The organism is Nocardioides sp. NBC_00850 (genome assembly GCF_045207335.1).
GTDB lineage: Bacteria > Actinomycetota > Actinomycetes > Propionibacteriales > Nocardioidaceae > Nocardioides.
On record NZ_CP108845.1, the window covers coordinates 2044612 to 2067956 of the forward strand.

At 68.3% G+C, this 23345-nt stretch carries 24 protein-coding genes; 18 read left to right on the forward strand and 6 right to left on the reverse strand.

The window, feature by feature from the left end; translation table 11 throughout:
* Nucleotides 1-50: 50 nt before the first annotated feature.
* From OH802_RS10095 to secA, 6 genes are all read left to right on the forward strand, one after another.
* On the forward strand, nt 51-755 hold the full coding sequence (locus OH802_RS10095) for a ComF family protein (RefSeq protein ID WP_406027487.1): 705 nt from the start codon (nt 51-53) through the stop codon (nt 753-755).
* Between the two features lie 391 nt (nt 756-1146).
* Entirely contained in the window at nt 1147-1788 is a 642-nt protein-coding gene (hpf, locus tag OH802_RS10100; protein ID WP_355230548.1) for a ribosome hibernation-promoting factor, HPF/YfiA family, read from the forward strand.
* 114 nt (nt 1789-1902) lie between these two features.
* Nucleotides 1903-2583 carry a response regulator transcription factor gene (locus OH802_RS10105; protein ID WP_045547972.1) on the forward strand — a complete coding sequence of 227 codons (681 nt, stop codon included), beginning with the start codon at nt 1903-1905 and terminating at the stop codon, nt 2581-2583.
* A 99-nt stretch (nt 2584-2682) separates the two neighbouring features.
* Nucleotides 2683-3153, forward strand: coding sequence for a hemerythrin domain-containing protein (locus OH802_RS10110; RefSeq protein ID WP_406027490.1), 471 nt, complete (start codon nt 2683-2685; stop codon nt 3151-3153).
* A 95-nt stretch (nt 3154-3248) separates the two neighbouring features.
* Nucleotides 3249-4460 (forward strand): winged helix-turn-helix domain-containing protein, encoded by a 1212-nt coding sequence (locus OH802_RS10115; protein ID WP_406027492.1) that lies wholly within the window; start codon nt 3249-3251, stop codon nt 4458-4460.
* A gap of 66 nt (nt 4461-4526) precedes the next feature.
* Nucleotides 4527-7445, forward strand: a complete 2919-nt coding sequence (gene secA, locus OH802_RS10120; protein WP_406027494.1) for a preprotein translocase subunit SecA — start codon at nt 4527-4529, stop codon at nt 7443-7445.
* Nucleotides 7446-7508: 63 nt separating this feature from the next.
* On the opposite strand, the gene OH802_RS10125 is transcribed toward secA, so the two are convergent.
* From OH802_RS10125 to OH802_RS10145, 5 genes are all read right to left on the reverse strand, one after another.
* The gene (locus OH802_RS10125; RefSeq protein WP_406027496.1) at nt 7509-8051 is read right to left on the reverse strand and encodes an Rv3235 family protein; all 543 of its coding nucleotides are present in this window, start codon (nt 8049-8051) and stop codon (nt 7509-7511) included.
* 110 nt (nt 8052-8161) lie between these two features.
* Nucleotides 8162-8491 (reverse strand): sec-independent translocase, encoded by a 330-nt coding sequence (locus tag OH802_RS10130; protein WP_355021999.1) that lies wholly within the window; start codon nt 8489-8491, stop codon nt 8162-8164.
* An 18-nt stretch (nt 8492-8509) separates the two neighbouring features.
* Entirely contained in the window at nt 8510-9655 is a 1146-nt protein-coding gene (locus tag OH802_RS10135) for a P-loop NTPase (RefSeq protein WP_355022000.1), read from the reverse strand.
* An 11-nt stretch (nt 9656-9666) separates the two neighbouring features.
* Nucleotides 9667-10215 carry a DUF1003 domain-containing protein gene (locus tag OH802_RS10140; RefSeq protein ID WP_406027498.1) on the reverse strand — a complete coding sequence of 183 codons (549 nt, stop codon included), beginning with the start codon at nt 10213-10215 and terminating at the stop codon, nt 9667-9669.
* The gene (locus OH802_RS10145) at nt 10208-11536 is read right to left on the reverse strand and encodes a magnesium transporter MgtE N-terminal domain-containing protein (RefSeq protein WP_160027339.1); all 1329 of its coding nucleotides are present in this window, start codon (nt 11534-11536) and stop codon (nt 10208-10210) included. The genes OH802_RS10140 and OH802_RS10145 overlap by 8 nt, the downstream gene beginning before the upstream one ends.
* 189 nt (nt 11537-11725) lie before the next feature.
* Here OH802_RS10145 and OH802_RS10150 point away from each other — a divergent pair, with 189 nt between their 5' ends.
* Both OH802_RS10150 and OH802_RS10155 read left to right on the forward strand, forming a co-directional pair.
* Nucleotides 11726-13123 (forward strand): endonuclease/exonuclease/phosphatase family protein, encoded by a 1398-nt coding sequence (locus OH802_RS10150; RefSeq protein ID WP_406027501.1) that lies wholly within the window; start codon nt 11726-11728, stop codon nt 13121-13123.
* A 135-nt stretch (nt 13124-13258) separates the two neighbouring features.
* Entirely contained in the window at nt 13259-14452 is a 1194-nt protein-coding gene (locus OH802_RS10155) for an acyl-CoA dehydrogenase family protein (RefSeq protein ID WP_406027503.1), read from the forward strand.
* Between the two features lie 88 nt (nt 14453-14540).
* Here the strand turns inward: OH802_RS10155 and OH802_RS10160 are convergent, their stop codons facing one another.
* Nucleotides 14541-14918, reverse strand: a complete 378-nt coding sequence (locus OH802_RS10160) for a MerR family transcriptional regulator (RefSeq protein ID WP_406027505.1) — start codon at nt 14916-14918, stop codon at nt 14541-14543.
* Nucleotides 14919-15021: 103 nt separating this feature from the next.
* Here OH802_RS10160 and OH802_RS10165 point away from each other — a divergent pair, with 103 nt between their 5' ends.
* The 10 genes from OH802_RS10165 to OH802_RS10210 all read left to right on the forward strand — a co-directional run bounded on the left by OH802_RS10165 (nt 15022) and on the right by OH802_RS10210 (nt 23342).
* Nucleotides 15022-16116, forward strand: coding sequence for an alkene reductase (locus OH802_RS10165; RefSeq protein ID WP_406027507.1), 1095 nt, complete (start codon nt 15022-15024; stop codon nt 16114-16116).
* Between the two features lie 179 nt (nt 16117-16295).
* Nucleotides 16296-16466, forward strand: a complete 171-nt coding sequence (locus OH802_RS10170) for a DUF5302 domain-containing protein (protein WP_160027349.1) — start codon at nt 16296-16298, stop codon at nt 16464-16466.
* Nucleotides 16467-16521: 55 nt separating this feature from the next.
* Complete coding sequence (locus tag OH802_RS10175; protein WP_406027509.1) at nt 16522-17673, forward strand: hypothetical protein; 1152 nt, start codon at nt 16522-16524, stop codon at nt 17671-17673.
* 32 nt (nt 17674-17705) lie between these two features.
* The gene (locus OH802_RS10180; protein WP_406027511.1) at nt 17706-18635 is read left to right on the forward strand and encodes a glycosyltransferase family 2 protein; all 930 of its coding nucleotides are present in this window, start codon (nt 17706-17708) and stop codon (nt 18633-18635) included.
* A gap of 57 nt (nt 18636-18692) precedes the next feature.
* Entirely contained in the window at nt 18693-19727 is a 1035-nt protein-coding gene (locus OH802_RS10185; RefSeq protein WP_406027513.1) for a MaoC family dehydratase, read from the forward strand.
* Between the two features lie 10 nt (nt 19728-19737).
* Nucleotides 19738-20562: an SDR family oxidoreductase gene (locus OH802_RS10190; RefSeq protein WP_406027515.1), complete on the forward strand. Its 825-nt coding sequence runs from the start codon at nt 19738-19740 to the stop codon at nt 20560-20562.
* 36 nt (nt 20563-20598) lie between these two features.
* Nucleotides 20599-21153: a histidine phosphatase family protein gene (locus tag OH802_RS10195; protein WP_406027517.1), complete on the forward strand. Its 555-nt coding sequence runs from the start codon at nt 20599-20601 to the stop codon at nt 21151-21153.
* Nucleotides 21154-21240: 87 nt separating this feature from the next.
* Complete coding sequence (locus tag OH802_RS10200; RefSeq protein ID WP_406027519.1) at nt 21241-21861, forward strand: DUF6758 family protein; 621 nt, start codon at nt 21241-21243, stop codon at nt 21859-21861.
* Between the two features lie 9 nt (nt 21862-21870).
* Nucleotides 21871-22746, forward strand: coding sequence for a PHP domain-containing protein (locus tag OH802_RS10205; RefSeq protein ID WP_406027521.1), 876 nt, complete (start codon nt 21871-21873; stop codon nt 22744-22746).
* Nucleotides 22743-23342, forward strand: a complete 600-nt coding sequence (locus OH802_RS10210; RefSeq protein WP_406027523.1) for a MarC family protein — start codon at nt 22743-22745, stop codon at nt 23340-23342. The genes OH802_RS10205 and OH802_RS10210 overlap by 4 nt, the downstream gene beginning before the upstream one ends.
* Nucleotides 23343-23345 lie beyond the last annotated feature (3 nt).

Here is a 23345-nt window from a genome sequence, read left to right on the forward strand (position 1 = left end):
GTACGCAGCCCCTGGTTGCCCCGTGCCACGCACCCTGGTCCACTCGACCCATGGACCTTGCCGACGCCTGGCACGACCTTGTCGTCGGCGGCCGCTGCGTCGGCTGCCGCCGGCCCGGCAGGCTGCTGTGCCACGACTGCCGGGCCGACCTCCCGGACACGGCCCGGCCGAGCCCGCCGAGCCCGGCGCCGCCGGGCATCGCCCCGGTCTTCGCGGCAGGGCCCTACGACGGCACGCTGAAGCAGCTCGTCATCGGTCTCAAGGAACACCAGCTCCTCGGCCTCCGTAGGCCCCTGGCCGGCCTGCTCGCGCTCTCCGTCCTCGAGGCGATGGCGACGACCGGTGCCGGCCCGACCGTCCTCGTCCCGGTCCCGTCACGCCCCGCCTCCGTCCGTGAGCGCGGCCTCGACAGCACCGCGGCGATCACGCGCGGGGCAGCCGCGATGCTGAGACGGCACGGGCTCGGCGTACGCCATCACCAGCTGCTCCGCACCAGACCGGGCGTCGCGGACCAGGCCGGTCTCGACTCCAGGCAGCGACAGGCCAACCTCGACGGTTCGATCACCTGCCCCGCGTCCGGCATCCGGACACTTGCCCGGAAGATCCCGCGAGCAACGCTCATCGTCTGCGACGACGTGATCACCACCGGCGCGACCGCGCGGGAGGCTCAACGAGCGCTGGAATCGGTCGGTCTCGGCGTGAAAGCGATTGCGACCGTAGCGGCCACCCAGCGTCGGTCTCGCGTTCAAATGTAGGAAACCGTCATGTAATTCTGTTGAAGGGCTTTCGTGGGGCAGATCGGCGAACTACCGTCACTACATGGAGTCCGCCTGGGTCCGTGGTTGCGTCGCAGAGAGGTCCGCGTTGCGGGCATCCGAGCGGCAAGCCGATGCCAGTCGCAGGCGAAACGGTCCACGTAACCCTGGAGACAGGGGATCACGGTGCGGCTTAGAGATAAGTCCTGCCCTTGCCCTCCCGTCAGATACGGGAACCAGCAAGGAGAAGGTGGAGTGGCATCAAGCTGCTAAGCCTCAGCAGGCGATTGTGGGGTCGAAAACCAGGTCGGCCGGGCGGACTCCGTACCCCGGAGGTCACATGCGCTGACCGTCCGGGATCCCGCCAACCCCGAAACACCGGGAGGTACCGATGGAAGTTGTCGTCACGGCTCGCAACGCCGAGGTCTCAGACCGCTATCGCGCTCACGTAGCAGAGAAGCTCGCGAAGCTCGAGAAGCACGACCACCGCATCATCAGGATCAACGTGGAGGTCGACAACGAACCCAACCCGCGCCAGCACAAGGGCGCCGTGCACGTCGAGCTCACCGCATACTCGAAGGGTCCGGTCATCCGGGCCGAGGCGTGTGCCGAGGACAAGATGGGGGCGCTGGACCTGGCTGTCGACAAGATGGCTTCCCAGATGCGCCGGGCCGCCGACCGCCGCAGAGTCCACCGTGGCCGTCGGACGCCGGTATCCGTCGGACAGGCACTCGCGGGCATCGAGCCCGACGGCCTGGCCAGGACGTCCGAGTCGGAGCAGCTCGAGGAGGAGACCGTACGGGAGCACCAGGTCGGTCCGATCACGGTGACGGGGGAGGGGCCCTTGGTGGTCCGGGAGAAGACGCACACCGCGGAGCCGATGACGCTCGACCAGGCCCTCTACGAGATGGAGCTGGTCGGACACGACTTCTACCTCTACATCGACAAGGACTCGATGAGGCCGGCGGTCGTCTACCGCCGGAGGGGATACGACTACGGGGTGATCGCGCTCAACCGCGCAGACCTCGTGTGACGGCTGTGGCGAGCGACTGCTCGTAAGCACGTCGGCCGGGACTTTTCCATCCCTCAGATGGATCAGTCCCGGCCATTCTCTTTGCATTCATCAGTTACGTGCCATGATGCTTTCGTGTCATCTACATCTGGTGCCGATCGTGAGCCGGTCCGCGTCCTGGTTGTCGACGACCAGGAGCTCTTCCGAAGGGGCCTGGTCGCGCTGCTCGCGAGCGAACCCGGCATCGAGGTCATCGGAGAGGCGACCAACGGCATCGAAGGCACCGAGCGCGCCGCGGCTTCCGCTCCGGACGTCGTGCTGCTCGACGTACGCATGCCGAAGCAGACCGGTCTGGAGGCCTGCGTCGCCATCAAGGAGGCCGTTCCCTCGGCCAACATCATCATGCTGACCGTCTCCGACGAGGAGGCCGACCTCTACGACGCGGTCAAGGCCGGCGCGATGGGCTACCTCCTCAAGGACTCCTCGATCGACCAGGTCGCCCAGGCGATCCGGGTCGTCGCCGACGGCCAGTCCCTGATCAGCCCCTCCATGGCGGTCAAGCTGATGGAGGAGTTCAAGCAGATGTCCCGGCCGGACCGCTCCCCGGTCCCCGGTCCCAAGCTCACCGACCGCGAGCTCGAGGTCCTCGGCCTGGTCGCCAAGGGCCTCAACAACCGCGAGATCGCCAAGCGGCTGTTCATCTCGGAGAACACGGTCAAGAACCACGTACGCAACATCCTGGAGAAGCTCCAGGCCCACTCGCGCATGGAGGCGGTCATGTACGCCGTGCGCCAGAAGCTCCTCAACGTCGACTAGGCTGACGCCAGCGTCGCGTGCCGGTGGCAGACCGTGTCAGGCATGGAGGCGCCGGATTCGAAGGAGCACGACTGATGTTGTCGTCCCCTTCGCCCTCACGTGACTGAGGGCGAGAAGACCAGGCTGATCGCCTGGAGCAACGAGATGCGCGACGTGCACGAGCGTCTGCGCAAGGCCCTGCGGGTGACGCAGGAGGCCATCGCCGCGGGAGATCCCGCCGAGCCCGCGGCTCGCGACCTGCTGCTGTTCTGTCATGGGTTCTGCGCGGCCCTGACCGGCCATCACGAAGGCGAGGACCGGGAGCTCTTCCCGGCGATCGCCCGGTCACACCCGGAGCTGCGCGAGACGATCCGCTATCTCGAGCAGGACCACTCCATGATCGGCCACCTCCTCGGCGGTCTCCAGGCCGCCGTCGATCGTGCCGCAACCCCCGAAGACCTCGGCAAGCACCTCGAGGGCATCGCCGCGATCATGGAGTCCCACTTCCGCTTCGAGGAGCGCAAGCTGCTGAGTGTGCTCGACACCTTGAGGCTCGACGCGGACGTCGGCGAGGCCTTCGGCCCGCTGTGAAAGAAATTTTTCTTTCATCGGCCGAGCGCTGCAACGGTTCGGCGGGAGCCGGTTCCGGACGAGGCTTGTCCGGAACCGGCTCTAGAGTCGGACTCGTGCCCCGCTCTCAGACACTCAGCCGCTCCCAGGCCCGCCGGATCGCGCTGGCGGCGCAGGGGTTCGCCGACAAGCCCCACACGACCCCGACGATGCGTACGTTCCAGCGCACGCTCGAGCGCACCGGAGTCCTCCAGATCGACTCGGTCAACGTCCTGCAGCGCGCGCACTACATGCCGCTCTACAGCCGGATGGGGGCGTACGACACCGGGCTCCTGCACCGCGCCAGCAAGGGCCTCGAGGACCGCAGGATGGTCGAGTACTGGGCCCACGTGCAGGCGTTCATGCCGGTCGAGCTGTGGCCGCAGATGCAGTGGCGGATGGACCACTACCGCGCCCAGAAGGGCTCGAAGTGGTGGGGGAGCGTGCCGGACGGGATGAAGGAGAAGGTGCTGGCGCTGGTGGCCGAGCAGGGGGCGCTCACCGCGCGCGAGGCGGCCAAGGCGCTCGACGACGCCGGCCCGCAGACCAAGGACCACTGGGGCTGGAACTGGTCCGACTCGCGCAAGACCCTCGACATCCTCTACATGTTCGGCGAGCTGGCGATCTCGCACCGCAACGACCAGTTCGAGGTCGCCTACGACCTGCCCGAGCGTGTCATCCCGCGGATCCACCTCGACACGCCGACTCCGTCGCCGGAGGAGGCCCACCTCGAGCTCGTACGCCGCGCCACCCGGTCCCACGGGGTCGGCACCGCCAAGGACATCGCCGACTACTTCCGGATGCGCGTCGACGACACGACACGCGCACTCAACCAGCTCATCGACGCCGGCGAGGTGGAGCCGGTCGCGGTCGAGGGCATCCGCAAGCAGGCGTACCTCTTCTCGGGGTCCCGCCTCCCGCGGCGCGTCGAGGCCCGTGCGCTGCTGAGCCCGTTCGACCCGCTGGTCTGGGAGCGGGAGCGCACCGAGGCGCTCTTCGACTTCTTCTACCGGATCGAGATCTACACGCCGGCGCCCAAGCGGATCCACGGCTACTACGTGCTGCCGTTCCTCCTCGGCGAGCACATCGTCGGCCGCGTCGACCTGAAGGCCGACCGGAAGAGCGGAACGCTCCAGGTCAAGGGCGCTTATACGGAGGAGGGCGCGCCCGTGGAGACGGCCATCGAGCTGGCGGCCGAGCTCGAGCGGCTTGCCGGATGGCTCGGCCTGAGCTCCATCGAGGTCGATCCCAAGGGCGACCTGGCACCCCTGCTTGCGCCGTTGGTGTGAGTGGGCGACCGGGAGGTGGGTAGAGTGAGCGTGCTATCTGTCTGCCGCTAGTAGGAGCCCGCCACCGTGGCAATTCTCGACAAGATCCTTCGCCTCGGCGAAGGCAAGATCCTTCGCGAGCTCGAGGCCATCTCGAAGGCCGTCAACGCGATCGAGGACGAGTTCGTCGCGATGAGCGATGACGAGCTGCGCGGGATGACCGACGAGTTCAAGCAACGCCTGGAGAACGGCGAGGATCTCGACGACATCATGGCCGAGGCGTTCGCCACGGTCCGCGAGGTCACCAAGCGCGTCCTGGGCCAGCGTCACTACGACGTGCAGATCCAGGGCGGCGCGGCGCTCCACCTCGGCAACATCGCCGAGATGAAGACCGGTGAGGGCAAGACCCAGACCGCGGTGCTCCCGGCCTACCTCAACGCGCTGGCCGGCAAGGGCGTCCACGTCGTCACGGTCAACGACTACCTGGCCAAGTTCCAGGCCGAGATGATGGGTCGCATCTACGGCTTCCTCGGCCTCACCGTCGGCGTGATCCTGCCGCAGATGACCCCGGCGCAGCGCCGCGAGGCCTACAACTGCGACATCACCTACGGCACCAACAACGAGCTCGGCTTCGACTACCTGCGCGACAACATGGCCTCCTCCATGGCCGACCTGGTCCAGCGCAGCCACTTCTTCGCGATCGTCGACGAGGTCGACTCGATCCTCATCGACGAGGCCCGCACCCCGCTGATCATCTCGGGCCCGACCGAGGACGACGTGAAGTGGTACGACGAGTTCGCCACGATCGCCAAGACGCTGACCAAGGACGTCGACTACGAGGTCGACGAGAAGAAGCGCACCATCGCCGTTCTCGAGCGGGGCATCACCCGGGTCGAGGACCACCTCGGCATCGAGAACCTCTACGAGGCGGTCAACACCCCGCTGATCTCGTTCATGAACAACTCGATCAAGGCCAAGGAGCTCTTCCGCCGCGACAAGGAGTACGTCGTCGCCAACGACGAGGTGCTGATCGTCGACGAGCACACCGGCCGCATGCTCGCCGGCCGCCGCTACAACGACGGCCTGCACCAGGCGATCGAGGCCAAGGAGGGTGTGAAGGTCCGCGAGGAGTACCAGACCCTGGCGAGCATCACCCTGCAGAACTACTTCCGTCTCTACGAGAAGCTCTCCGGCATGACCGGTACGGCGATGACCGAGGAGTCGGAGTTCGACAAGATCTACAAGCTCGGCGTGGTCCCGATCCCGACCAACAAGCCGATGATCCGCAAGGACCAGCCCGACCTCGTCTACCGCACCGAAGAGGCGAAGTACGAGGCCGTCGCCGACGACCTGGTCGAGCGCCACAAGAAGGGCCAGCCGGTGCTGGTCGGCACCGTCTCGGTGGAGAAGTCCGAATACCTCGGCAACATCCTCAAGAAGCGCGGCGTCCCGCACACCGTCCTCAACGCGAAGTACCACGCCGACGAGGCCAAGATCGTCGCGCTGGCCGGCCACAAGGGCGCGGTCACGGTCGCCACCAACATGGCCGGTCGAGGCACCGACATCATGCTCGGTGGATCCGTCGACTTCCTGGCCGACCAGGAGCTTCGCAAGCAGGGCCTGGAGCCCACCGGCGAGACCGCCGACGCGTACGAGCAGGCCTGGGCGCCGACAGTCGAGCGGATCAAGGAGCAGGTCGCCGCCGAGCACGATGAGGTCACCAAGCTCGGTGGTCTCTACGTCCTCGGCACCGAGCGCCACGAGTCCCGCCGCATCGACAACCAGCTGCGTGGTCGTTCCGGCCGTCAGGGTGACCCGGGCGAGTCCCGCTTCTACCTGTCGCTGGAGGACGACCTGATGCGCCTGTTCAAGGGCGAGTGGGTCGACCGCATCCTGACCACGCTGAAGATCCCCGACGACGTGCCGATCGAGGCCAAGTCGGTGACCAAGTCGATCGCCAACGCGCAGACCCAGGTCGAGGGCCAGAACTTCGAGTCCCGCAAGAACGTCCTCAAGTACGACGACGTCATGGACCGCCAGCGCAAGGTGATCTATGCCGAGCGCCGCGAGGTGCTCGAGGGCGCCGACCTCGAGGACCAGATCCGCACCTTCATCGACGACGTCGTCACCGGCGTCGTCACCGGCGCGACCCAGGACTACGCCGAGGAGTGGGACCTCGACCAGCTGTGGACCGACCTCAAGCAGATGTGGCCGGTCTCGGTCGAGCCCGAGAAGCTGATCGCCGACGCCGGCGGCAGCAAGGACGACCTCGACCGCAACGAGCTGATCGAGATCCTCAAGAAGGACGCCCAGGAGGCGTACGACCGCCGCGAGGAGGAGATCGGCTCCGAGGGCATGCGCGAGGTCGAGCGCCAGGTCGTCCTCTCGGTGCTGGACCGCAAGTGGCGCGAGCACCTCTACGAGATGGACTACCTGCGCGAGGGCATCGGCCTGCGGGCCTACTCGCAGCGCGACCCGCTGGTGGAGTACCAGCGCGAGGGCTACGACATGTTCACCGCGATGATGGACGGGATCAAGGAGGCCGCGGTCGGCTACCTGTTCAACCTGGAGGTCCAGGTCGAGCAGGCTGCGCCCGATTCTGGGAGCGCAGAGTTCCACTACCACCCCGACGGCACCCGTCACGCCGGTCCGATGCACGAGGGCGCGCTCGCCGAGCCGCCGGTCGGTGTCGGTCAGGCCGGCGGTCTCCAGGACATCTCCGCCGCCCTGAAGGCACAGCCCGCCGCCCCCGCATCCAGCCCCGGCGCGCCGCAGATCCACGCCAAGGGCCTGCAGAAGCCTGCCGCCCCCAAGCACCTGGCCTTCTCCGGCCCGGACGAGCAGGGTCAGGCCGAGGCGCAGGGCAACACCGTCAGCAACGCCGACGACCCCTACGCCAAGATCGGCCGCAACGAGCAGTGCCCCTGCGGCTCGGGCAAGAAGTTCAAGCAGTGCCACGGCCGCCCCGGCGGCCCGACCGGCCTCACCACCCGCGTCAACGGCTGAGGACACTCAGCACACAACCCGTGGAGCGCTGTACGTACCAGGTACGTACAGCGCTCCACGGGTTCACGTGTACGGCCCGAAGTTGAGGACCGTGCAGATCCAGTTCTCGCCGCTCTGCTCGAAGCGGAGGGCCATCGCGCGGTAGCCGTGGCCGTACTTGATCGTGGCGGTGGCCTCGACGATGGTGTCGGTGACCACGTGAAGGTGCCATCGATAGACGCGCGGACGGACCGGCTGGTGGCGGCCCTGGCCGGGCTCGTACGCCCCGCTACGGGCGGTCAGAGCGGCGCGGTAGCGAAGGTCGGCGACGACCTCCTTGGTCGTCCAGCGGACCAGCTGGCTCGCCGGACGGTCCCCGCCGACGACCTCAGCGATCTTCTGGGCGAACTGTGGGATCCACGCGCTCAGATGGCCGCGGGCTGGGACGATCGGAATCGGCTCGGCCAGCAGTGCGTCATCCTGCCCGCTCCGGTCCGGCCGCGGCGGGTCCAGGCGTGGCTGTAGGTCGAAGGCGAGTGTGCCCTGGACATCGGCCAGGGGCACCTCGGCAGGGCGTTGCGGATCCGGCTCCGCAGGATCAGGGTCCCGAGATGGTAGAGCGCTCATGGGCGCAAACTCCTTTCTACGCAGGCAACCTTCTCTTACCCGTTATTCGTGGTTCTAAACCGGCGAGTAACAGAAGGTTCTGCTGTGACAAAGGAGACTGAAGGGACGGGCTACGTTGCCTGGTCGTCGTAGGGCGGCTTCTCGCCGGCCAGAAGAGGCCTGGGCGCCTTGGCGCGCGCCTCTTCCTCCTCGATGTCGGCGAGAGCTTCCTGGATCTGTCTGCTGACGATGCGACGCGGGTCGAGGTCGCGCAGCTCGAGGTCCTGGTAGGCGGGCCCGAGCTCTCCGCGCAAATCGTCTCGCGCGTTGTTGGCCAGGTTGCGCACCTGGTGGAGGAGGCGGGCGATCTGCCGTGCCATGTCGGGGATCTTGTCCGGCCCGAAGACCAGGATGGCGATCACGACGATGACGGCAAGCTCCGCGAAGCCGATGCCGAACACGGAGGTGAACCTACAGGCTCAGAGCTTGGAGGTGGGAGTGAGGCCCAGTTGCATGCCCGCGAGCCCACGGCCGCGGCCCGAGATCGTACGCGCCACCTCGGCCAGCACCTTGGCCGACTCGGCGGTCGGGTCGGACTCGACGATCGGCTTCCCGGCGTCGCCGGCCTCACGCAGGGTCTGCTCCAGCGGGATCTGAGCGAGCAGCGGCACCTTCGAGCCGAAGCGCTGGGAGAGGGTGTCGGCGACCCGCTGGCCACCGCCGGAGCCGAAGACCTCCATCTTGGAGCCGTCGGGAAGGACGAGCCAGGACATGTTCTCCACGACGCCGACGACGCGCTGATGCATCATCTCGGCCATCGTGCCGGCCCGCTCGGCCACCTCGGCGGCGGCCTCCTGCGGAGTGGTGACCACGACGATCTCGGCGTTGGGCAGGTGCTGGCCCAACGAGATCGCCACGTCGCCGGTGCCCGGGGGCAGGTCGAGCAGCAGTGCGTCGAGGTCGCCCCAGTAGACGTCGGAGAGCATCTGGACCAGGGCCCGGTCGAGCATCGGTCCGCGCCAGGCGACGACCTGGTCGCGGCGGGGCTTGAGCATCCCGATCGAGATCACCGAGACGCCCGAGGCGGTCGGGACCGGCATGATCAGGTCGTCGACCTGGGTCGGCCGGGAGTCGGCCACGCCCAGCATCGCGGGCACCGAGTGGCCGTAGATGTCGGCGTCGACGATGCCGACCTTGAGCCCCTGCTGGGCGAGCGCGACGGCCAGGTTGACCGTGACCGACGACTTGCCGACACCGCCCTTGCCCGACGCGATCGCGAAGACCTTGGTCAGCGAGCCCGGCTGGGCGAAGGGGATCTCCCGCTGCGCCTGGCCGCCGGTGAGCCCGTTGCGCATCTCGGTGCGCTGCTCGTTGGTCATCACACCCAGCTCGAGGTCGACGCCGGTGACGCCGTCGACCTTCTCGAGCGCCGCGGTGGTGTCGCGGTTGATGGTGTCCTTGAGCGGGCAGCCGGCGACGGTCAGCAGCACCTTGACGCTGACGAGACCTGCGTCGTCGATCGAGACGGAGTCGACCATCCCCAGCTCGGTGATGGGACGTTTGATCTCCGGGTCCTGAACGGTCGCCAGGGCTGCGTTGACACGGTCGAGAAGCGGGCTACTCACGGTATGCAAGCCTACGTCGTGCGTGGGGAGTCTCCAGCATCGCCCGAGGGCTGGTCTATCGGACCGCGGTGACGGTCGCGCTCGTCGAGCTCCTCGAGGAGCAGCCGGAGCTCGGAGCGGAGGTAGTCGCGGGTGGCGACCTCACCGAGAGCCATCCGCAGCGACGCGGTCTCGCGAGCGAGGAACTCCATGTCGGCCTTGGACTGCGAGGCGATGCGACGGTCCTGCTCGGCGATGGCGCGGTCGCGGTCCTCCTGGCGGTTCTGCGCGAGCAGGATCAGTGGCGCGGCGTACGACGCCTGCAGGCTCAGCGCCAGGGTCAGGAAGATGAACGGGAACTCGTCGAAGCGCCACTCCTTCGGAACGACGAGGTTCCAGGCGACCCAGATGACCACGACCATCGTCATCCAGGCGATGAACCGGGCGGTGCCCATGTAGCGGGCGAAGGCCTCGGCGAAGGAGCCGAAGGCGTCGGCGCGGAAGGTGGGCCGCCGGACCAGCGGGCGGCGCAGCTCGCGCGGGGTGTCGAGGCGGCCGCGGGCGGCGCGGGTGTCAGCCACGGCGCACCATCTCCGGCGTGATCACCTTGTTGGGACGGGTGTCGGGCCTGGTGTCCGGCCGCGGCTCGGTGGCCGACTCCTGGCGGGCGAGGTTCTCGCGCCAGTTCTCCGGGAGCAGGTGGTCGAGCAGGTCGTCGACGGTGACCGCGCCGGCCAGATGGCCGTTCTCGTCGACGACGGGAGCGGCAACCAGGTTGTACGTCGCCAGGTGGGCCGCCACCTGCTCGGTGCTGTCCTCGGGGCGCAGCGGCTCCAGGGACTCGTCGAGCGCGCCCGCGACCAGCGTGGACGGTGGCTCGCGCAGCAGCCGCTGGATATGGGCGATGCCGAGGAACTTGCCGGTCGGCGTCTCCAGCGGGGGACGACAGACGTAGACGAGGGCGGCCTGGGCCGGGGTGAGGTCGGGGTTGCGTACGAGAGCGAGCGCGTCGGCGATGGTCGCGTCGGGGCCGACGATGACCGGCTCGGGGGTCATCATCGAGCCGGCGGTGTCCTCCTCGTAGGACATCAGCCGGAGTACGTCCTTGGCGTCCTCGGGCTGCATCAGCTCGAGCAGCAGGGTGGCGGTCTCCTCGGGCAGCTCGGCGATGAGGTCGGCGGCGTCGTCGGGCGACATCTCCTCGAGCACGTCGGCGGCACGCTCGGAGTCCAGGGCCCGCACGATGGCGACCTGGTCGTCCTCGGGCAGCTCCTCGAGCACCTCGGCGAGGCGCTCGTCGTCGAGGGCGGCGACGACCTGTCGCTGGCGCTCGGGCGGGAGCTCGTGGATCATCGTCGCGGCATCGGCCGGGCGCATGTCGTGGATCGCCTGGACCAGGTGGGTCGCAGCCTGCGTGGGGGAGCGGCTGGCCAGCCCCTCGGCGTCGTTCCACTCGACCACGTGCGTCTGGCCGCGACGGCGCAGTCCCTTGGCGAGCTCCTGCACGGCGACCCGCGAGAGCAACCAGTCGCGGTTGCGGGCCTGCTCCATGCCGACGTCATAGACCGTCCCGACGACGCCGGTGGGGCGGATGGTGACCTGACGGTCGAACATCTGGCCGATCACCAGGGTCTCGGTCGAACGCTGCTGGAAGCGGCGCATGTTGAGCAGGCCGGTCGTGTAGATCTGGCCGGCGTCGATGCTGGTCACCCGGGTCATCGGCACGAAGATGCGCCGGCGCCCGAAGACCTCGACGACCAGGCCCAGCACGCGCGGCTGCCGGGCGTCGGATCTGACCGTGACCACGAGATCTCGCACCTTGCCGACCTGCTCACCGAGCGGGTCGAAGATCGGAAGGCCGACCAGGCGTGCCGCGTAGACGCGGTTGGGCGAGGTGCTCACGGCCCAACGTTATGACATAGGCCCCAGCAGGTCGCTTCGACGCTCACGCGGTGGCACGGAAGGCGAATTCGATGAGCTATCAGAACTGCACCGGAAAGGGAACCGCGATCCAGGTGAGGCTTGTGTTACAAAAGTTATCTATGTGACCAGCGTGATCGGTCGCCGTTGCTGTGAAAGGGGCCTGAACGGATGCGTACGCAATCTCCCGTCCCGTCGCGCGGGGGCCGGGTGGCCAAGGCCCTGCTCTCCGCGGGACTTGTCATCGGCCTCTTCGGCGGGGCTCTCGTCGCCGTGCACGACTCGTCCGCTCCGGTCGCGACAGACCTGGAGACGGTCGCGTACTCGCCACCGCGCTACCGGATGGTCCAGGCCAACATCAGGGCGAGCATGAGCACGGCGAGGTTCAAGAAGGACGTACGCGAGGTGGTCGGCACCTCGCCCGACTTCATCACCTACAACGAGGTGAACGGCCGCCGGAGCGCGAGTCTCGAGCCGGGGCGCTATCGCGTCTGGCGCGAGGGCGGCGACGCGTACAGGTCGGCGACGGCGGTGGCCTGGGACAACGACGAGTGGGCGGCGACCTCGAAGGGCATCCACCAGATCAGCAACAAGCGCGGCAAGTCGGCCGACCAACGGCTGCACTGGGGCATCAGGTTCGCCAACTGGGTCACCCTCGAGAACCGGGCGACCGGCCGGAACGTCTCGGTGGTCGCGGTGCACTTCGCGCCCAAGTCCAAGTACTACGGCGACCTGGTCCGTCCCTCGGCCCGCGCGCTCAACGTGCTCGTCAAGGCGCTGGCCAGACGCGGCCCGGTGATGGTCGGCGGCGACCTGAACGTGCAGTACGAGGGCTCTCGCTACCCGAGCGACATCTTCGCCGCGCAGCACCTGACCCCGAGCTACGACGTCACCCAGCAGGCACCGGTCACGCACGGCCGGGCCTCGACCATCGACTACGTGCTGGCCCGCGGGATCGCGCGGTTCGCCACCGGCAACCAGCGCGCCTTCGGGCTCGAGTCCGACCACCACGCGGTCCGCGTCGACTTCTCGCCGCTGCCGGTCACCTCCACCGAGGGTTCCTCGCGGGTCAGGTTCGGGCCGGGGGTCGTGGTCACCGACCCGGGACTGAGCACCGCCGAGGAGCAGAGCGTGCTGCGTACGGTCCTGAAGTCGATCAACAGCACCAAACGGGGTCAGGTCGTCCACCTGGCCACCCGTGCGTTGAGCAACGCCAAGGTGCTCCGGGCGCTGAAGCGGGCCAAGTCGCGTGGTGCGCGGGTCCAGGTCGTCACCGCGGAACGGACCACGACCGCCGAGATGCGCTCGCTGCAGCGGGTCCTCGGCAAGGACGTGAAGAAGGAGAGCTGGGCCGTGCGGCACCCGAGCGGCTACGAACGCGCCGGCCTGCGAGCGACCGTGCTGCTGATCAGCAGGACCGGTGCCACTCCGGCGTTCGCCTTCAGCTCCAGCACCCAGATGTCCACCTCGGCCGGCACCGGCAAGCGGTCGGGCTACGTGAGCGTCACCAAGGCGTCGTACGACAAGCTCTTCAAGCCGTTCTTCTCGGCAGTCGGACGGCGGGTTTGAGGGACGTAGGATCGCGGTGTGGCGGGTGTCACCTGTCATTGATGGTTACTGATTGGTAACCTGCCGCGGTGACATCAGCGTGGTCTCGACGGGTCGAAACGTTGTGGCCCCGACCACCGAGATTAGGAGTAGAGCATGGGTCGCCTTGCCGAGACCGAAGGTCTCACCGATATTCAGGAAGAGATCCTGAAGACCGTCCGTCAGTTCGTGGACGAGAAGGTCATTCCGGTGGCCCAGGAGCTGGAGCATGCCGATGAGTATCCGACCGAGATCGTGGAGGGTCTCAAGGAGCTGGGCATCTTCGGTCTGATGATCCCGGAGGAGTACGGCGGTCTGGGTGAGTCGCTGCTGACCTACGCGCTGTGCGTGGAGGAGATCGCCCGCGGCTGGATGAGTGTGAGCGGTGTTATCAATACTCACTTCATCGTGGCCTACATGCTGATGCAGCACGGTACCGAGGAGCAGAAGCAGAAGTACCTGCCGCGCATGGCGACCGGTGAGGTCCGTGGCGCGTTCTCGATGTCCGAGCCCGGTCTGGGCTCGGATGTGTCCGCGGTGTCGACCAAGGCGACCAAGCAGGCTGATGGCTCCTATGAGATCACCGGTCAGAAGATGTGGCTGACCAACGGTGGCTCCTCGACCCTGGTCGCGGTGCTGACCAAGACCGATGAGGGCGCCGAGAGCGTCTACAAGAACATGACCACCTTCCTGGTGGAGAAGACCCCCGGCTTCGGTCAGACCGCGCAGGGCATCACGGTGCCGGGCAAGATCGACAAGATGGGCTACAAGGGCATCGACACCACCGAGATGATCTTCGAGGGTCACAAGATCTCGGCCGACCAGATCCTCGGTGGTACCCCGGGCAAGGGCTTCTTCCAGATGATGGACGGTGTCGAGGTCGGCCGGGTCAACGTCGCCGCCCGCGCCTGCGGCCTGGCGATCCGTGGCTTCGAGCTCGGTATCGCCTACTCCCAGCAGCGTCAGACCTTCGGCAAGAAGATCGCCGAGCACCAGGCCATCTTGTTCCGTCTTGCCGAGATGGGCACCAAGGTCGAGGTCTCCCACAACATGATGGTCCGCGCCGCGCGTCTCAAGGACACCGGCAAGCGGATGGACGTGGAGGCCGGGATGGCCAAGATGGTCGCCTCGGAGTACGCCAACGAGGTCGTGGAGGACTCCTTCCGCATCCACGGCGGCTACGGCTACTCCAAGGAGTACGAGATCGAGCGGATCATGCGCGAGGTCAAGTTCATGCTGATCGGTGAGGGCACCAGCGACATCCAGAAGATGATCATCGGCCGCAGCCTCCTCAAGGACTACAAGTCCTGATCCGTCAGCCGTACCTTCCGCCGAATCTGTAGAAGTGGGCGACGAGACAGTGGTTTCGTCGCCCACTTCTGCTGTCTCGGGGGCATGCTCAGCCGCCGGAGCCGGACCGGAGGGTCGCGTTGTGGCGGCGATTCGTTGCGATCAGCTCGTCGAGCATGTCTCGGGTCTGGAGCAGGTCCTCGATGTGCGCGCTGAGCCGGTCGCGCTCGCTGACCATCATCTCGAAGGCCGACTCGGAGGTGTCGGCGCTCGGCCGGTCGACGCAGGGAAGGACCTCGCCGATCGTACGGCTCGAGAGTCCGCCCGCGTAGAGCCGCTGGAGGAGGATCACCCGGTCGACGGCCGCCTCGGGGTAGTGCCGCTGGCCGCTGCCGCTGCGTTCGGACACGAGCAGCCCCTGCTCCTCGTAGTAGCGCAGCGAGCGGACGCTCACGCCTGCCCGACGCGCGAGCTCGCCGATCCGCATCGAACTCCTCCTGGGGTGATCTCCGGCACAAGACTTGCCTCTGACGTCAGTGTCAGGTTCTAGCGTACGTGGCGAACCACTGCCACTCCCAAGGAGCTCACCTGTGACCAGCCTCTTCGACCGCCACCACCTGGGCCCGCTGACATTGCCGAACCGGATCGTGATGGCGCCGATGACCCGCGCCCGAGGCACCGCGGACGGCCTTGCAACGCCGTCGATGGCGACGTACTTCGCTCAGCGGGCGACCGCCGGCCTGCTCATCTCCGACGGGATCGCCCCCAACCATGTCGGCACCTCGAACCCCAACACCGCGGGACTGCGTACGGAGGAAGAGGCCGCCTCCTGGCGGCAGGTCACCGACGCGGTCCATATCAACGGTGGCCGGATCTTCGCCCAGTTGATGCACGGCGGCCGGATCTCGCACGAGTCGATCTCCGGGCGCCGACCGGTGGCCCCGTCAGCTGTCGCCGCGGCGGCCGACGTCTTCACCCCGACCGGGCCCCAGCCCGCGCCGGTGCCACGTGCCCTGGAGACCGCAGAGATCGCGGAGCAGGCCAAGTCCTACGCCGAAGCCGCCCGCCGTGCGGTCGGCGCCGGGTTCGACGGTGTCGAGCTGCACGGGGCCAACGGCTATCTGATCAGCCAGTTCCTCTCGACCAACGCCAACGTGCGCACCGACCGCTACGGCGGCACGGTGACCAACCGGATCCGGTTCGCCGTCGAGGCGGTTGCGGCGACGGTGGACGCCGTCGGCGGGGACCGCGTCGGCATCCGGCTCTCGCCCGGCGCCGGGCTCTGGGACGTCACCGAGCCCGATCATGCCGAGGTCTATGCGGCGCTGCTCACCGAGCTCAACCGGCTCGGGCTGGCGTACGTCCACATCGAGGCCACCACCGACGAGGCCACCATGCTGGACCTGCGCAAGCGCTGGGACGGGACCATGATCGTCAACCCGAGCTCGTGGCTGACCCGCGGCGCGGCGCCGTTCGGGGCCAGGCCGACAGACCTGGCCTCCGCGGACCGCTGGCTGGGCCTGGGTGCCGACCTGGTGAGCTTCGGCCGGGCGTACCTCGCCAATCCGGACCTCGTCGAGCGCCTTCGTCGTCGGCTTCCCCTGGCCGAGGCCGACCCGGCGACCTACTACACCGGTGGTGACGCCGGCTTCCTGGACGTCCCCGCCCATCACCAGGTCGCCTGACTCGCCTCGATCGAGTCCGCACGAACGGACGCCGATTCCGTAGTTGTGGGTGACGAAAGTAGACCTTCGTCGCCCACAACTACGGTCTCGTCCGGAAAACCTGAGGTTTCGTCGTTGTCGTTGTCGTAGGTTGGGGTTTACCCGACCAACGATCCAGCAACGCAGATTTAGGGAGAGCGATGACCAACGACGATCTCAAAGCCAAGATGCGCGAGGCGCTGGAGAAGAAGAACAACCACGACCACGCACGCGCCGAGAGCGCGGGGGCCAAGGAGAAGGCGCACGGGTCCGAGGTAGTCGGTGGCGCACCGAAGATGCATCGCCGGAAGGCGGGCGGCGGCGGGTCCTGACGCTACGATGCCCCCTCGGGGGTGTCGGGTCGGTCTGGTCGAGAGGTATTGAGAGTTGGCGCGCCGCGTAGTGCTCCATGTCGGGGCGATGAAGTCGGGGACGACATATCTGCAGGGTGCCCTGTACAAGAACAAGGCTCTCCTCGCGGAGCGTGGGTTCCTGGTCCCCGGCGCGCGCTGGCGCAACCAGATCGAGGCCGTTCTCGACGTGAAGGGCCGCCGGAAGCACCCACAGGGGAACTCGGTCGCCGGGGCCTGGGATCGCCTGGTCGCCGAGGTCGACGAGTGGGACGGCACTGCGCTGATCTCCGTCGAGCTGCTCGCGCCGGTCGGGCCGGAGACGGTCGAGCGGGTGGCGAGGAGCTTCAAGGGCGTGACCCCCGAGATCGTGCTCTCGCTGCGTGACATCAACCGGCAGATCCCGTCGATGTGGCAGGAGCTCGTCCAGAACGGCGTGGACTGGACCTGGGCGGACTTCCTCACCGCGGTCAACAAGAGCCGTCCGGGATCTCCCGAGCGCCGTCACTCCGGGCCCGGCAAACGGTTCTGGTCCGAGCAGGACATGGTCGCCATCGCCCGGCGGTGGGGTCAGGCCGGGCCTCTGCACCTGGTCACCGTGCCGCCTCCGGGCAGCCCGGCGACCCTGCTGCTGGAGCGTTTCGGTGTGGCGATGGGCTTCGATCCCGAGGGGATGAAGAGCCCGCCTCCGAAGAACACCTCCCTCGGCTCCGCGACCGTCGAGGTGCTGCGCGGCCTCAACGCCGAGCTGGACCGGCGTGGCCTGGCCTACCCGGCGGCGATGGGGCTGCGCAAGCACGTCCTCGGCAAGCGCCTGATGCCGGAGCTGACGGTCGACGACCCGCGTATCGGGCTCCAGGCACCGCGCTGGACCACATCGTTCACCCGCGACCAGGCAGCCGAGCTGAGCGGTCTGGACGCGACCATCCACGGGGATCTCGATGACCTGGCCCCTGTGGACGTACGCGGAATCGACCCGCGCAAGGTCACCGACAAGCAGGTTCGCGACGCCGCGGTGGCTTCCTATGCGGCGCTGCGTACGGACCTCAACAAGAAGCTCGCCGACCCGACCATCCCTGGTGAGGCCATCGACCCGGGGGAGGGCCGCAAGGCCCCGGCGCGCGCCGTCTCCGCCCTGGCCGACCTCGTGGAGTGGTCCGTTCGGCGAGAGGAGCTGGTCCGCACGTAGGGCCTCAACACACACATATTCGGGGGAACTCTTTGTCAAGCAGCTGGAGCCTGCGCCGTCGTCGCAGACTCGCCGAGGAGGCGGGCGGCACGTCGGCCGCGCCGCCACGGATCGCGGTGCTCACGATCGCCCGCGACGAGGGCGAGATGCTCGCCCGCTGGGTCGACCACTACGGACGAGCGGCGGGTCACGAGAACCTGATCGTCTTCGACGACGGTTCGACCGACGGTTCGACCGACGACCTGTCGTGCACGGTCCAGCGCCTGCCGGGCTTCCGGAAGGGTAACTTCGAGGCCGGCCGGATGGGCCTCGCCAGCGGGGTCGCCCACGGTCTCCTGGGGATCTACGACGTGGTCATCTTCACCGACGTGGACGAGTTCCTCGTCCCGGACCCGGCGAGGTACGCCAACCTGTCCGACTACCTGGCCCGACGGCCCGAGCGGGTGATCGCCCCCTTCGCCCTCAACGTCGTCCACCACACCGCGGTCGAGGGACCGCTGGTCAGCGGCAAGCCGATCGTCGGGCAGCGGGCGTACGCCCAGTTCGCGCCGTTGATGTGCAAGCCGTCGGTCAAGCGGGTGCCGGCCGCGTGGACGCTCGCCTCCCACGGGATCAAGGCGCCGTACGTGCCCGATCCCGGGCTGTTCATGCTCCACATGAAGTTCGCCGACCTGGATCTGCTGCGCCGACAGGCCGACCGCCGCAACGAGCTCGCCAAGGCGGTGGGTCGCGGCAAGGGCAGCTCGTGGGGACGCTCAGGTGACGATCTCGCCGGCCTGCTGACCACCGCGACCGCCTCGGTGACCGCCGACGTCGAGGAGTTCGACCCGGCCTCGGTCCTGCCGGCCAGGCTCGTCCGTGAGGAGGAAGGAGTGCACCGCGCCGTCGGCCCGGGCCACATCGACAACCTCCGCAACCAGCCGCTGTTACGCATCCCGGAACGCCTCCACGGGATCGTCTGAACTAGGTTACCGTCCGGTAATCCACGCACCGCCAGACTCACCGACGAGAGGCCGCAGATGAGCAAGACGAACCCCGGCAACTTCTTCGAGGACTTCCAGGTCGGCCAGGTCATCGAGCACGCCACGCCGCGCACGGTGACCGAGGGCGACCGGGCTGCGTACGGGTCGCTCTACCCGACCCGCTTCGCGGTGCCCTCGAGCGCTGCCTTCGCGGCCTCCGTCGGGCTCGAGCAGCACCCTGTCGAGGAGCTGATCGGCTTCCACATCGCCTTCGGCAAGACCGTCCCGGACGTGTCGCTGAACGCGGTCGCCAACCTCGGCTACGCCGAGTGCCGCTTCCACCAGCCGGTGGTGCCGGGCGACACGCTCTCGACGAAGTCCGAGGTCATCGGCCTCAAGCAGAACTCCAACGGCAAGTCCGGTGTCGTCTACGTACGCTCGACCGCCACCAACCAGCGTGGCGAGGTCGCCATCGACTGGGCGCGCTGGGTGATGGTGCACAAGCGGGACCAAGACGCCGCCGCTCCCGAGACCGTGATCCCGGAGCTGGCCGCGGCCGTCGACGCGAAGAACCTGATCGTGCCCAAGGGCCTGGACTTCTCCTCCTACGACTTCACCGCCGCCGGTGAGCCGCACCGGCTGGCCGACTACGAGGTCGGCGAGAAGATCGACCACGTCGACGGGGTCACCCTCACCGAGTCCGAGCACCAGCAGGCCACGCGCCTGTGGCAGAACACCGCGAAGGTGCACTTCAACGTCGAGGCGCGGCCCGACGGCCGCAACCTCGTCTACGGCGGCCACATCATCTCGCTGGCCCGTGCGCTGTCGTTCAACGGCCTCGCCAACGCCCAGCTCGTCGCCGCGATCAACGCCGGTGCCCACACCTCTCCGGCCTTCGCGGGCGACACCGTCTACGCCTGGTCCGAGGTGCTCGACCGGGTGGAGACCGACGCTCCCGGTGTCGGCGCCCTCCGCTTGCGCCTGGTCGCCACCAAGGGCCGCGACGAGTCGATGACCCTGCGCGGCGAGGGCGGCAAGTACGCCCCCGGGGTGCTGCTCGACCTCGACTACTGGGCGCTCATCCCTGCGTAAGGACCACGTCATGACTGCCAACACCGTCTCGGGCTCCGCTTCGACACGTAAGAAGGCTCTCTTCGTCTCCGGCTCGGCCCAGGGGATCGGCAAGGCGATCGTCGAGAAGTTCGCGGCACAGGGCTGGTTCGTCGGGATCTACGACATCGACGCCGACCTGGCCCGCGACGTCGCGGCTCTCCTCGGCTCCGACTCGGCCATCGGCGGCACGCTCGACGTCACCGATCCGGCGTCCTGGAACGCGGCGCTGGAGGAGTTCGCAACCGCCGCCGGCGGTCGCCTCGACCTGCTGGTCAACAACGCCGGCATCCTGCGTGCCGGTCGCCTGGCCGAGGTCGACCTGGCCCAGCACCACCAGACCATCGAGATCAACGTCAACGGCGTGATCAACGGCTGCCACACCGCCTACCCGTATCTCCGCGCCACCCCTGGCTCGGGCGTCATCAACGTCTGCAGCGCGAGCGCGATCTACGGGCAGCCGGAGATCGCCTCCTACAGCGCGTCGAAGTACGCCGTGCGCGGGCTCACCGAGGCGCTGGAGCTGGAGTGGCGCAAGGAGGGCATCCGGGTGCAGGCGGTCTGGCCGCTGTGGGTGAAGACCGCCCTGCTCGAAGGCAACGCCGCCTCCTCCCACGAGACCCTGGGCATCCGGCTGACCGTCGAGGACGTCGCCGACCAGGTCTGGGAGATGGCGCAGCCGCGCAAGGGGCTGCGCGGGCGAGTGCCGAAGGTGCATACGACCGTAGGGTTCCCGGCCAGAGCGCTCTCGACTGCTGCCGATCTGGCGCCCAACCTACTCGTTCGCGAGGTCAATCGGTTCATCACTCGGGCGTGAGACAGCGGCCGGGCCGACGGCTGGTTGGATGGGGGCATGGCCCTCTACCTCGTCAGGCACGGCACCACCGAGTGGTCCCTCAACGGCCGGCACACCTCCCACACCGACCTTCCCCTCCTGCCCGAGGGGGAGGAGGCCGCCAAGGTGCTCGCGTCACGCCTTCAGGACCAGAAGTACGCCGCGGTGCTGACCTCCCCGCGACAGCGGGCGCTGCGTACGGCTGAGCTCGCGGGCTTCCCCGACGCGGTCGTCACCGACGACCTGGTCGAGTGGGACTACGGCGACTACGAGGGCATCACCACCGACGAGATCCACCGCACCGACCCCGGCTGGAGCCTGTGGACCGGAAAGACGCCCGGCGGAGAGCCCGCGGCCGCCGTCCAGGAGAGGCTGGGCCGGGTCGTCTCGGCCGCCCGCGAGCGCGACGGCGACACCCTGGTCTTCTCCCACGGACACGCGCTGTGCGCCCTGGCCGCGGTGTGGCTGGGACTCCCGGTCACCGAGGGCCGTCTCTTCCGGCTCGACACCGCGACCGTCTCGATGCTCGACGCCCACCATGGGCAGCCGGTCGTCAAGCACTGGAACACATAGTCACGTCCGACGCTTGACCAGACGGATGGCACGGGTCACCGTTGTGGGGTGGCTCTTGCGGTTGGCTGTCCACGCTGCGCGACGCCGGTGGCGAGCATCGGTGCCGGCGGCAGCAAGTCGTGTCCCGAGCATGGTGTCGTGACCCCGGTGTGGCGTTCCGATGCGGCCTCCTACGAGGACCTGGTGCAGGTCCTCTCGCTGGCCGGTGAGGTGCCCACCTACGTTCCCTGGCCGGTCGAGTCGGGCTGGTCGGTCGCCGACCTCGCCGTGGTCGGCGACGAGAACAAGGGTGCGGCGACGCTGCTCACGCTGACGGGTGTGACCCCCGACGACGGACCGGTCGAGATGACCGTCGTCACCGAGGAGGCCGGCGTCGGGCTGGGGGCGCGGTGCGCGCGTACGGAAGGACCGGACCCGGGCATCGACGCCTGTGCCGGCCCGCCCACGACGAGGGTCCGGGTCGCCGGGCAGCGGCAGCTGGTGCCGCTGTGGCCGGTCACCCAGTGGACCAACGGCGCCGAGGAGTGGGAACGGTCCGTGGTCGTCGGCGAGGCCGCCGGCCGCTGGCTGTGGCTGGTCTTCCGCCCGGCCACGGCGATGCTGATGCTCCAGGACGGCTGGCACCTGCGCCAGGTCCGGGACCTGGGCGTACAGATGGTCGAGCTGCCCTTCGGTGGGCCCGGTGGATCTTGGTGGAACTCGCCCTAGGATGGGCGGGTGCGCATCGACCTCCATACTCACTCGCGGGTGAGCGACGGGACCGATTCGCCCACCGAGCTGGTCCGGGCGGCGAAGGCCGCGGAGCTCGATGTGGTCGCGATCACCGACCACGACACTGCCGCCAGCTGGGACGAGGCGGCAGCCGCTGCCACCGAGGCCGGGATCGAGCTGGTGCGGGGCATGGAGATCAGCACCGACTACGTCGGCCACAGCGTGCACCTGCTGGCTTACCTGCCCGACCGGACCCACCCGACGCTGGTTGCCGAGCTCGCCCGAATTCTGGCCGGCCGGGACGGACGGCTGCCGCTGATGCTGGCCCGGCTGGCGCGTCTCGGCATCGAGGTGTCGCTCGAGGACGTCGCCGCCGTCTCCGGTGATGCCGCCGCCTCCGGGCGCCCGCACCTGGCCGACGCGCTCGTCGCGAAGGGATACGTACGCAGTCGTGACGAGGCGTTCAACCGCTACCTCGGGGCCGGCAAACCGGCGAACGTCAGCCGTTACGCGGCCCCGCTCGAGCCGATGATCCGCACCGTCGCCGCTGCCGGGGGAGTCACCGTGATCGCCCATCCCTGGGGCCGGTCCGGACGCGAGCAGCCCGACGAGGCAGCCCTCTCCGCACTGGTCGACGCGGGCCTGTCCGGGCTCGAGGTCGACCACCAGGATCACAGCCCGGAAGTGCGCGAGAAGCTGCGGGTGATCGCCCGCAACCTCGACCTCGTGGTGACCGGATCCAGCGATTACCACGGCACCGGGAAGGTGGGTCACCATCTGGGAGTGAACACCACTGCACCCGCTGAGTACGAGCGGCTCCTGGAGCGCGCCGCCGCAGCCGCGGCCGCCTCTGGACGAGCCACGCCCGAGGTCGTACGTTGACCGAGATCTTCGTCTCCACGTTCGTGACGCTCTTCGTGATCATGGACCCGGTCGGAACGATCCCGGTCTTCCTCTCGCTGACCGCCGGTCAGTCACCGGGCAAGCAGCGTCGTGCGGCGGTCCTCGCGGTCGCCGTCTCCTTCCTGGTGATCACGATCTTCGCGCTGTTCGGACAGGCGATCCTGCACTACCTGCACATCTCCCTCGAGGCGCTGCAGTGCGCCGGAGGCCTGCTTCTGCTGCTGGTCGCCCTCGAGCTGCTCACCGACAACTTCGACGACCCGGTGGCCGCGGCCGGCGCCAACGTGGCGATGGTGCCGCTCGGCACCCCGCTTCTCGCCGGCCCGGGTGCGATCGTCGCCACGATGGTCTTCACCCAGGACGTCGACTCCGTCGCGGACGGCTTCGGCCTCGGCCTCGGCCTCGTCGTCGTGCACCTCACCCTGCTCCTCGGGATGATCTTCTCCGTCCCGATCCTCAAGGTCCTCAAGGAGTCCGGCGTCCTGCTCATCACCAGGATCGCCGGTCTGCTCCTCTCGGCGATCGCCGTTCAGATGGTCGCCGACGCGGTCACGACCTTCATCGCGAACGCCTGACCC

Excerpts from the sequence above, each read along its gene's own strand:
- OH802_RS10095 (WP_406027487.1), top strand. The coding sequence starts at position 51 with ATGGACCTTGCCGACGCCTGGCACGACCTTGTCGTCGGCGGCCGCTGC.
- hpf (WP_355230548.1), top strand. The coding sequence starts at position 1,147 with ATGGAAGTTGTCGTCACGGCTCGCAACGCCGAGGTCTCAGACCGCTAT.
- OH802_RS10125 (WP_406027496.1), bottom strand. The coding sequence starts at position 8,051 with ATGAGCGCTCTACCATCTCGGGACCCTGATCCTGCGGAGCCGGATCCG.
- OH802_RS10150 (WP_406027501.1), top strand. The coding sequence starts at position 11,726 with ATGCGTACGCAATCTCCCGTCCCGTCGCGCGGGGGCCGGGTGGCCAAG.
- OH802_RS10155 (WP_406027503.1), top strand. The coding sequence starts at position 13,259 with ATGGGTCGCCTTGCCGAGACCGAAGGTCTCACCGATATTCAGGAAGAG.
- OH802_RS10160 (WP_406027505.1), bottom strand. The coding sequence starts at position 14,918 with ATGCGGATCGGCGAGCTCGCGCGTCGGGCAGGCGTGAGCGTCCGCTCG.
- OH802_RS10170 (WP_160027349.1), top strand. The coding sequence starts at position 16,296 with ATGACCAACGACGATCTCAAAGCCAAGATGCGCGAGGCGCTGGAGAAG.
- OH802_RS10185 (WP_406027513.1), top strand. The coding sequence starts at position 18,693 with ATGAGCAAGACGAACCCCGGCAACTTCTTCGAGGACTTCCAGGTCGGC.
- OH802_RS10190 (WP_406027515.1), top strand. The coding sequence starts at position 19,738 with ATGACTGCCAACACCGTCTCGGGCTCCGCTTCGACACGTAAGAAGGCT.
- OH802_RS10195 (WP_406027517.1), top strand. The coding sequence starts at position 20,599 with ATGGCCCTCTACCTCGTCAGGCACGGCACCACCGAGTGGTCCCTCAAC.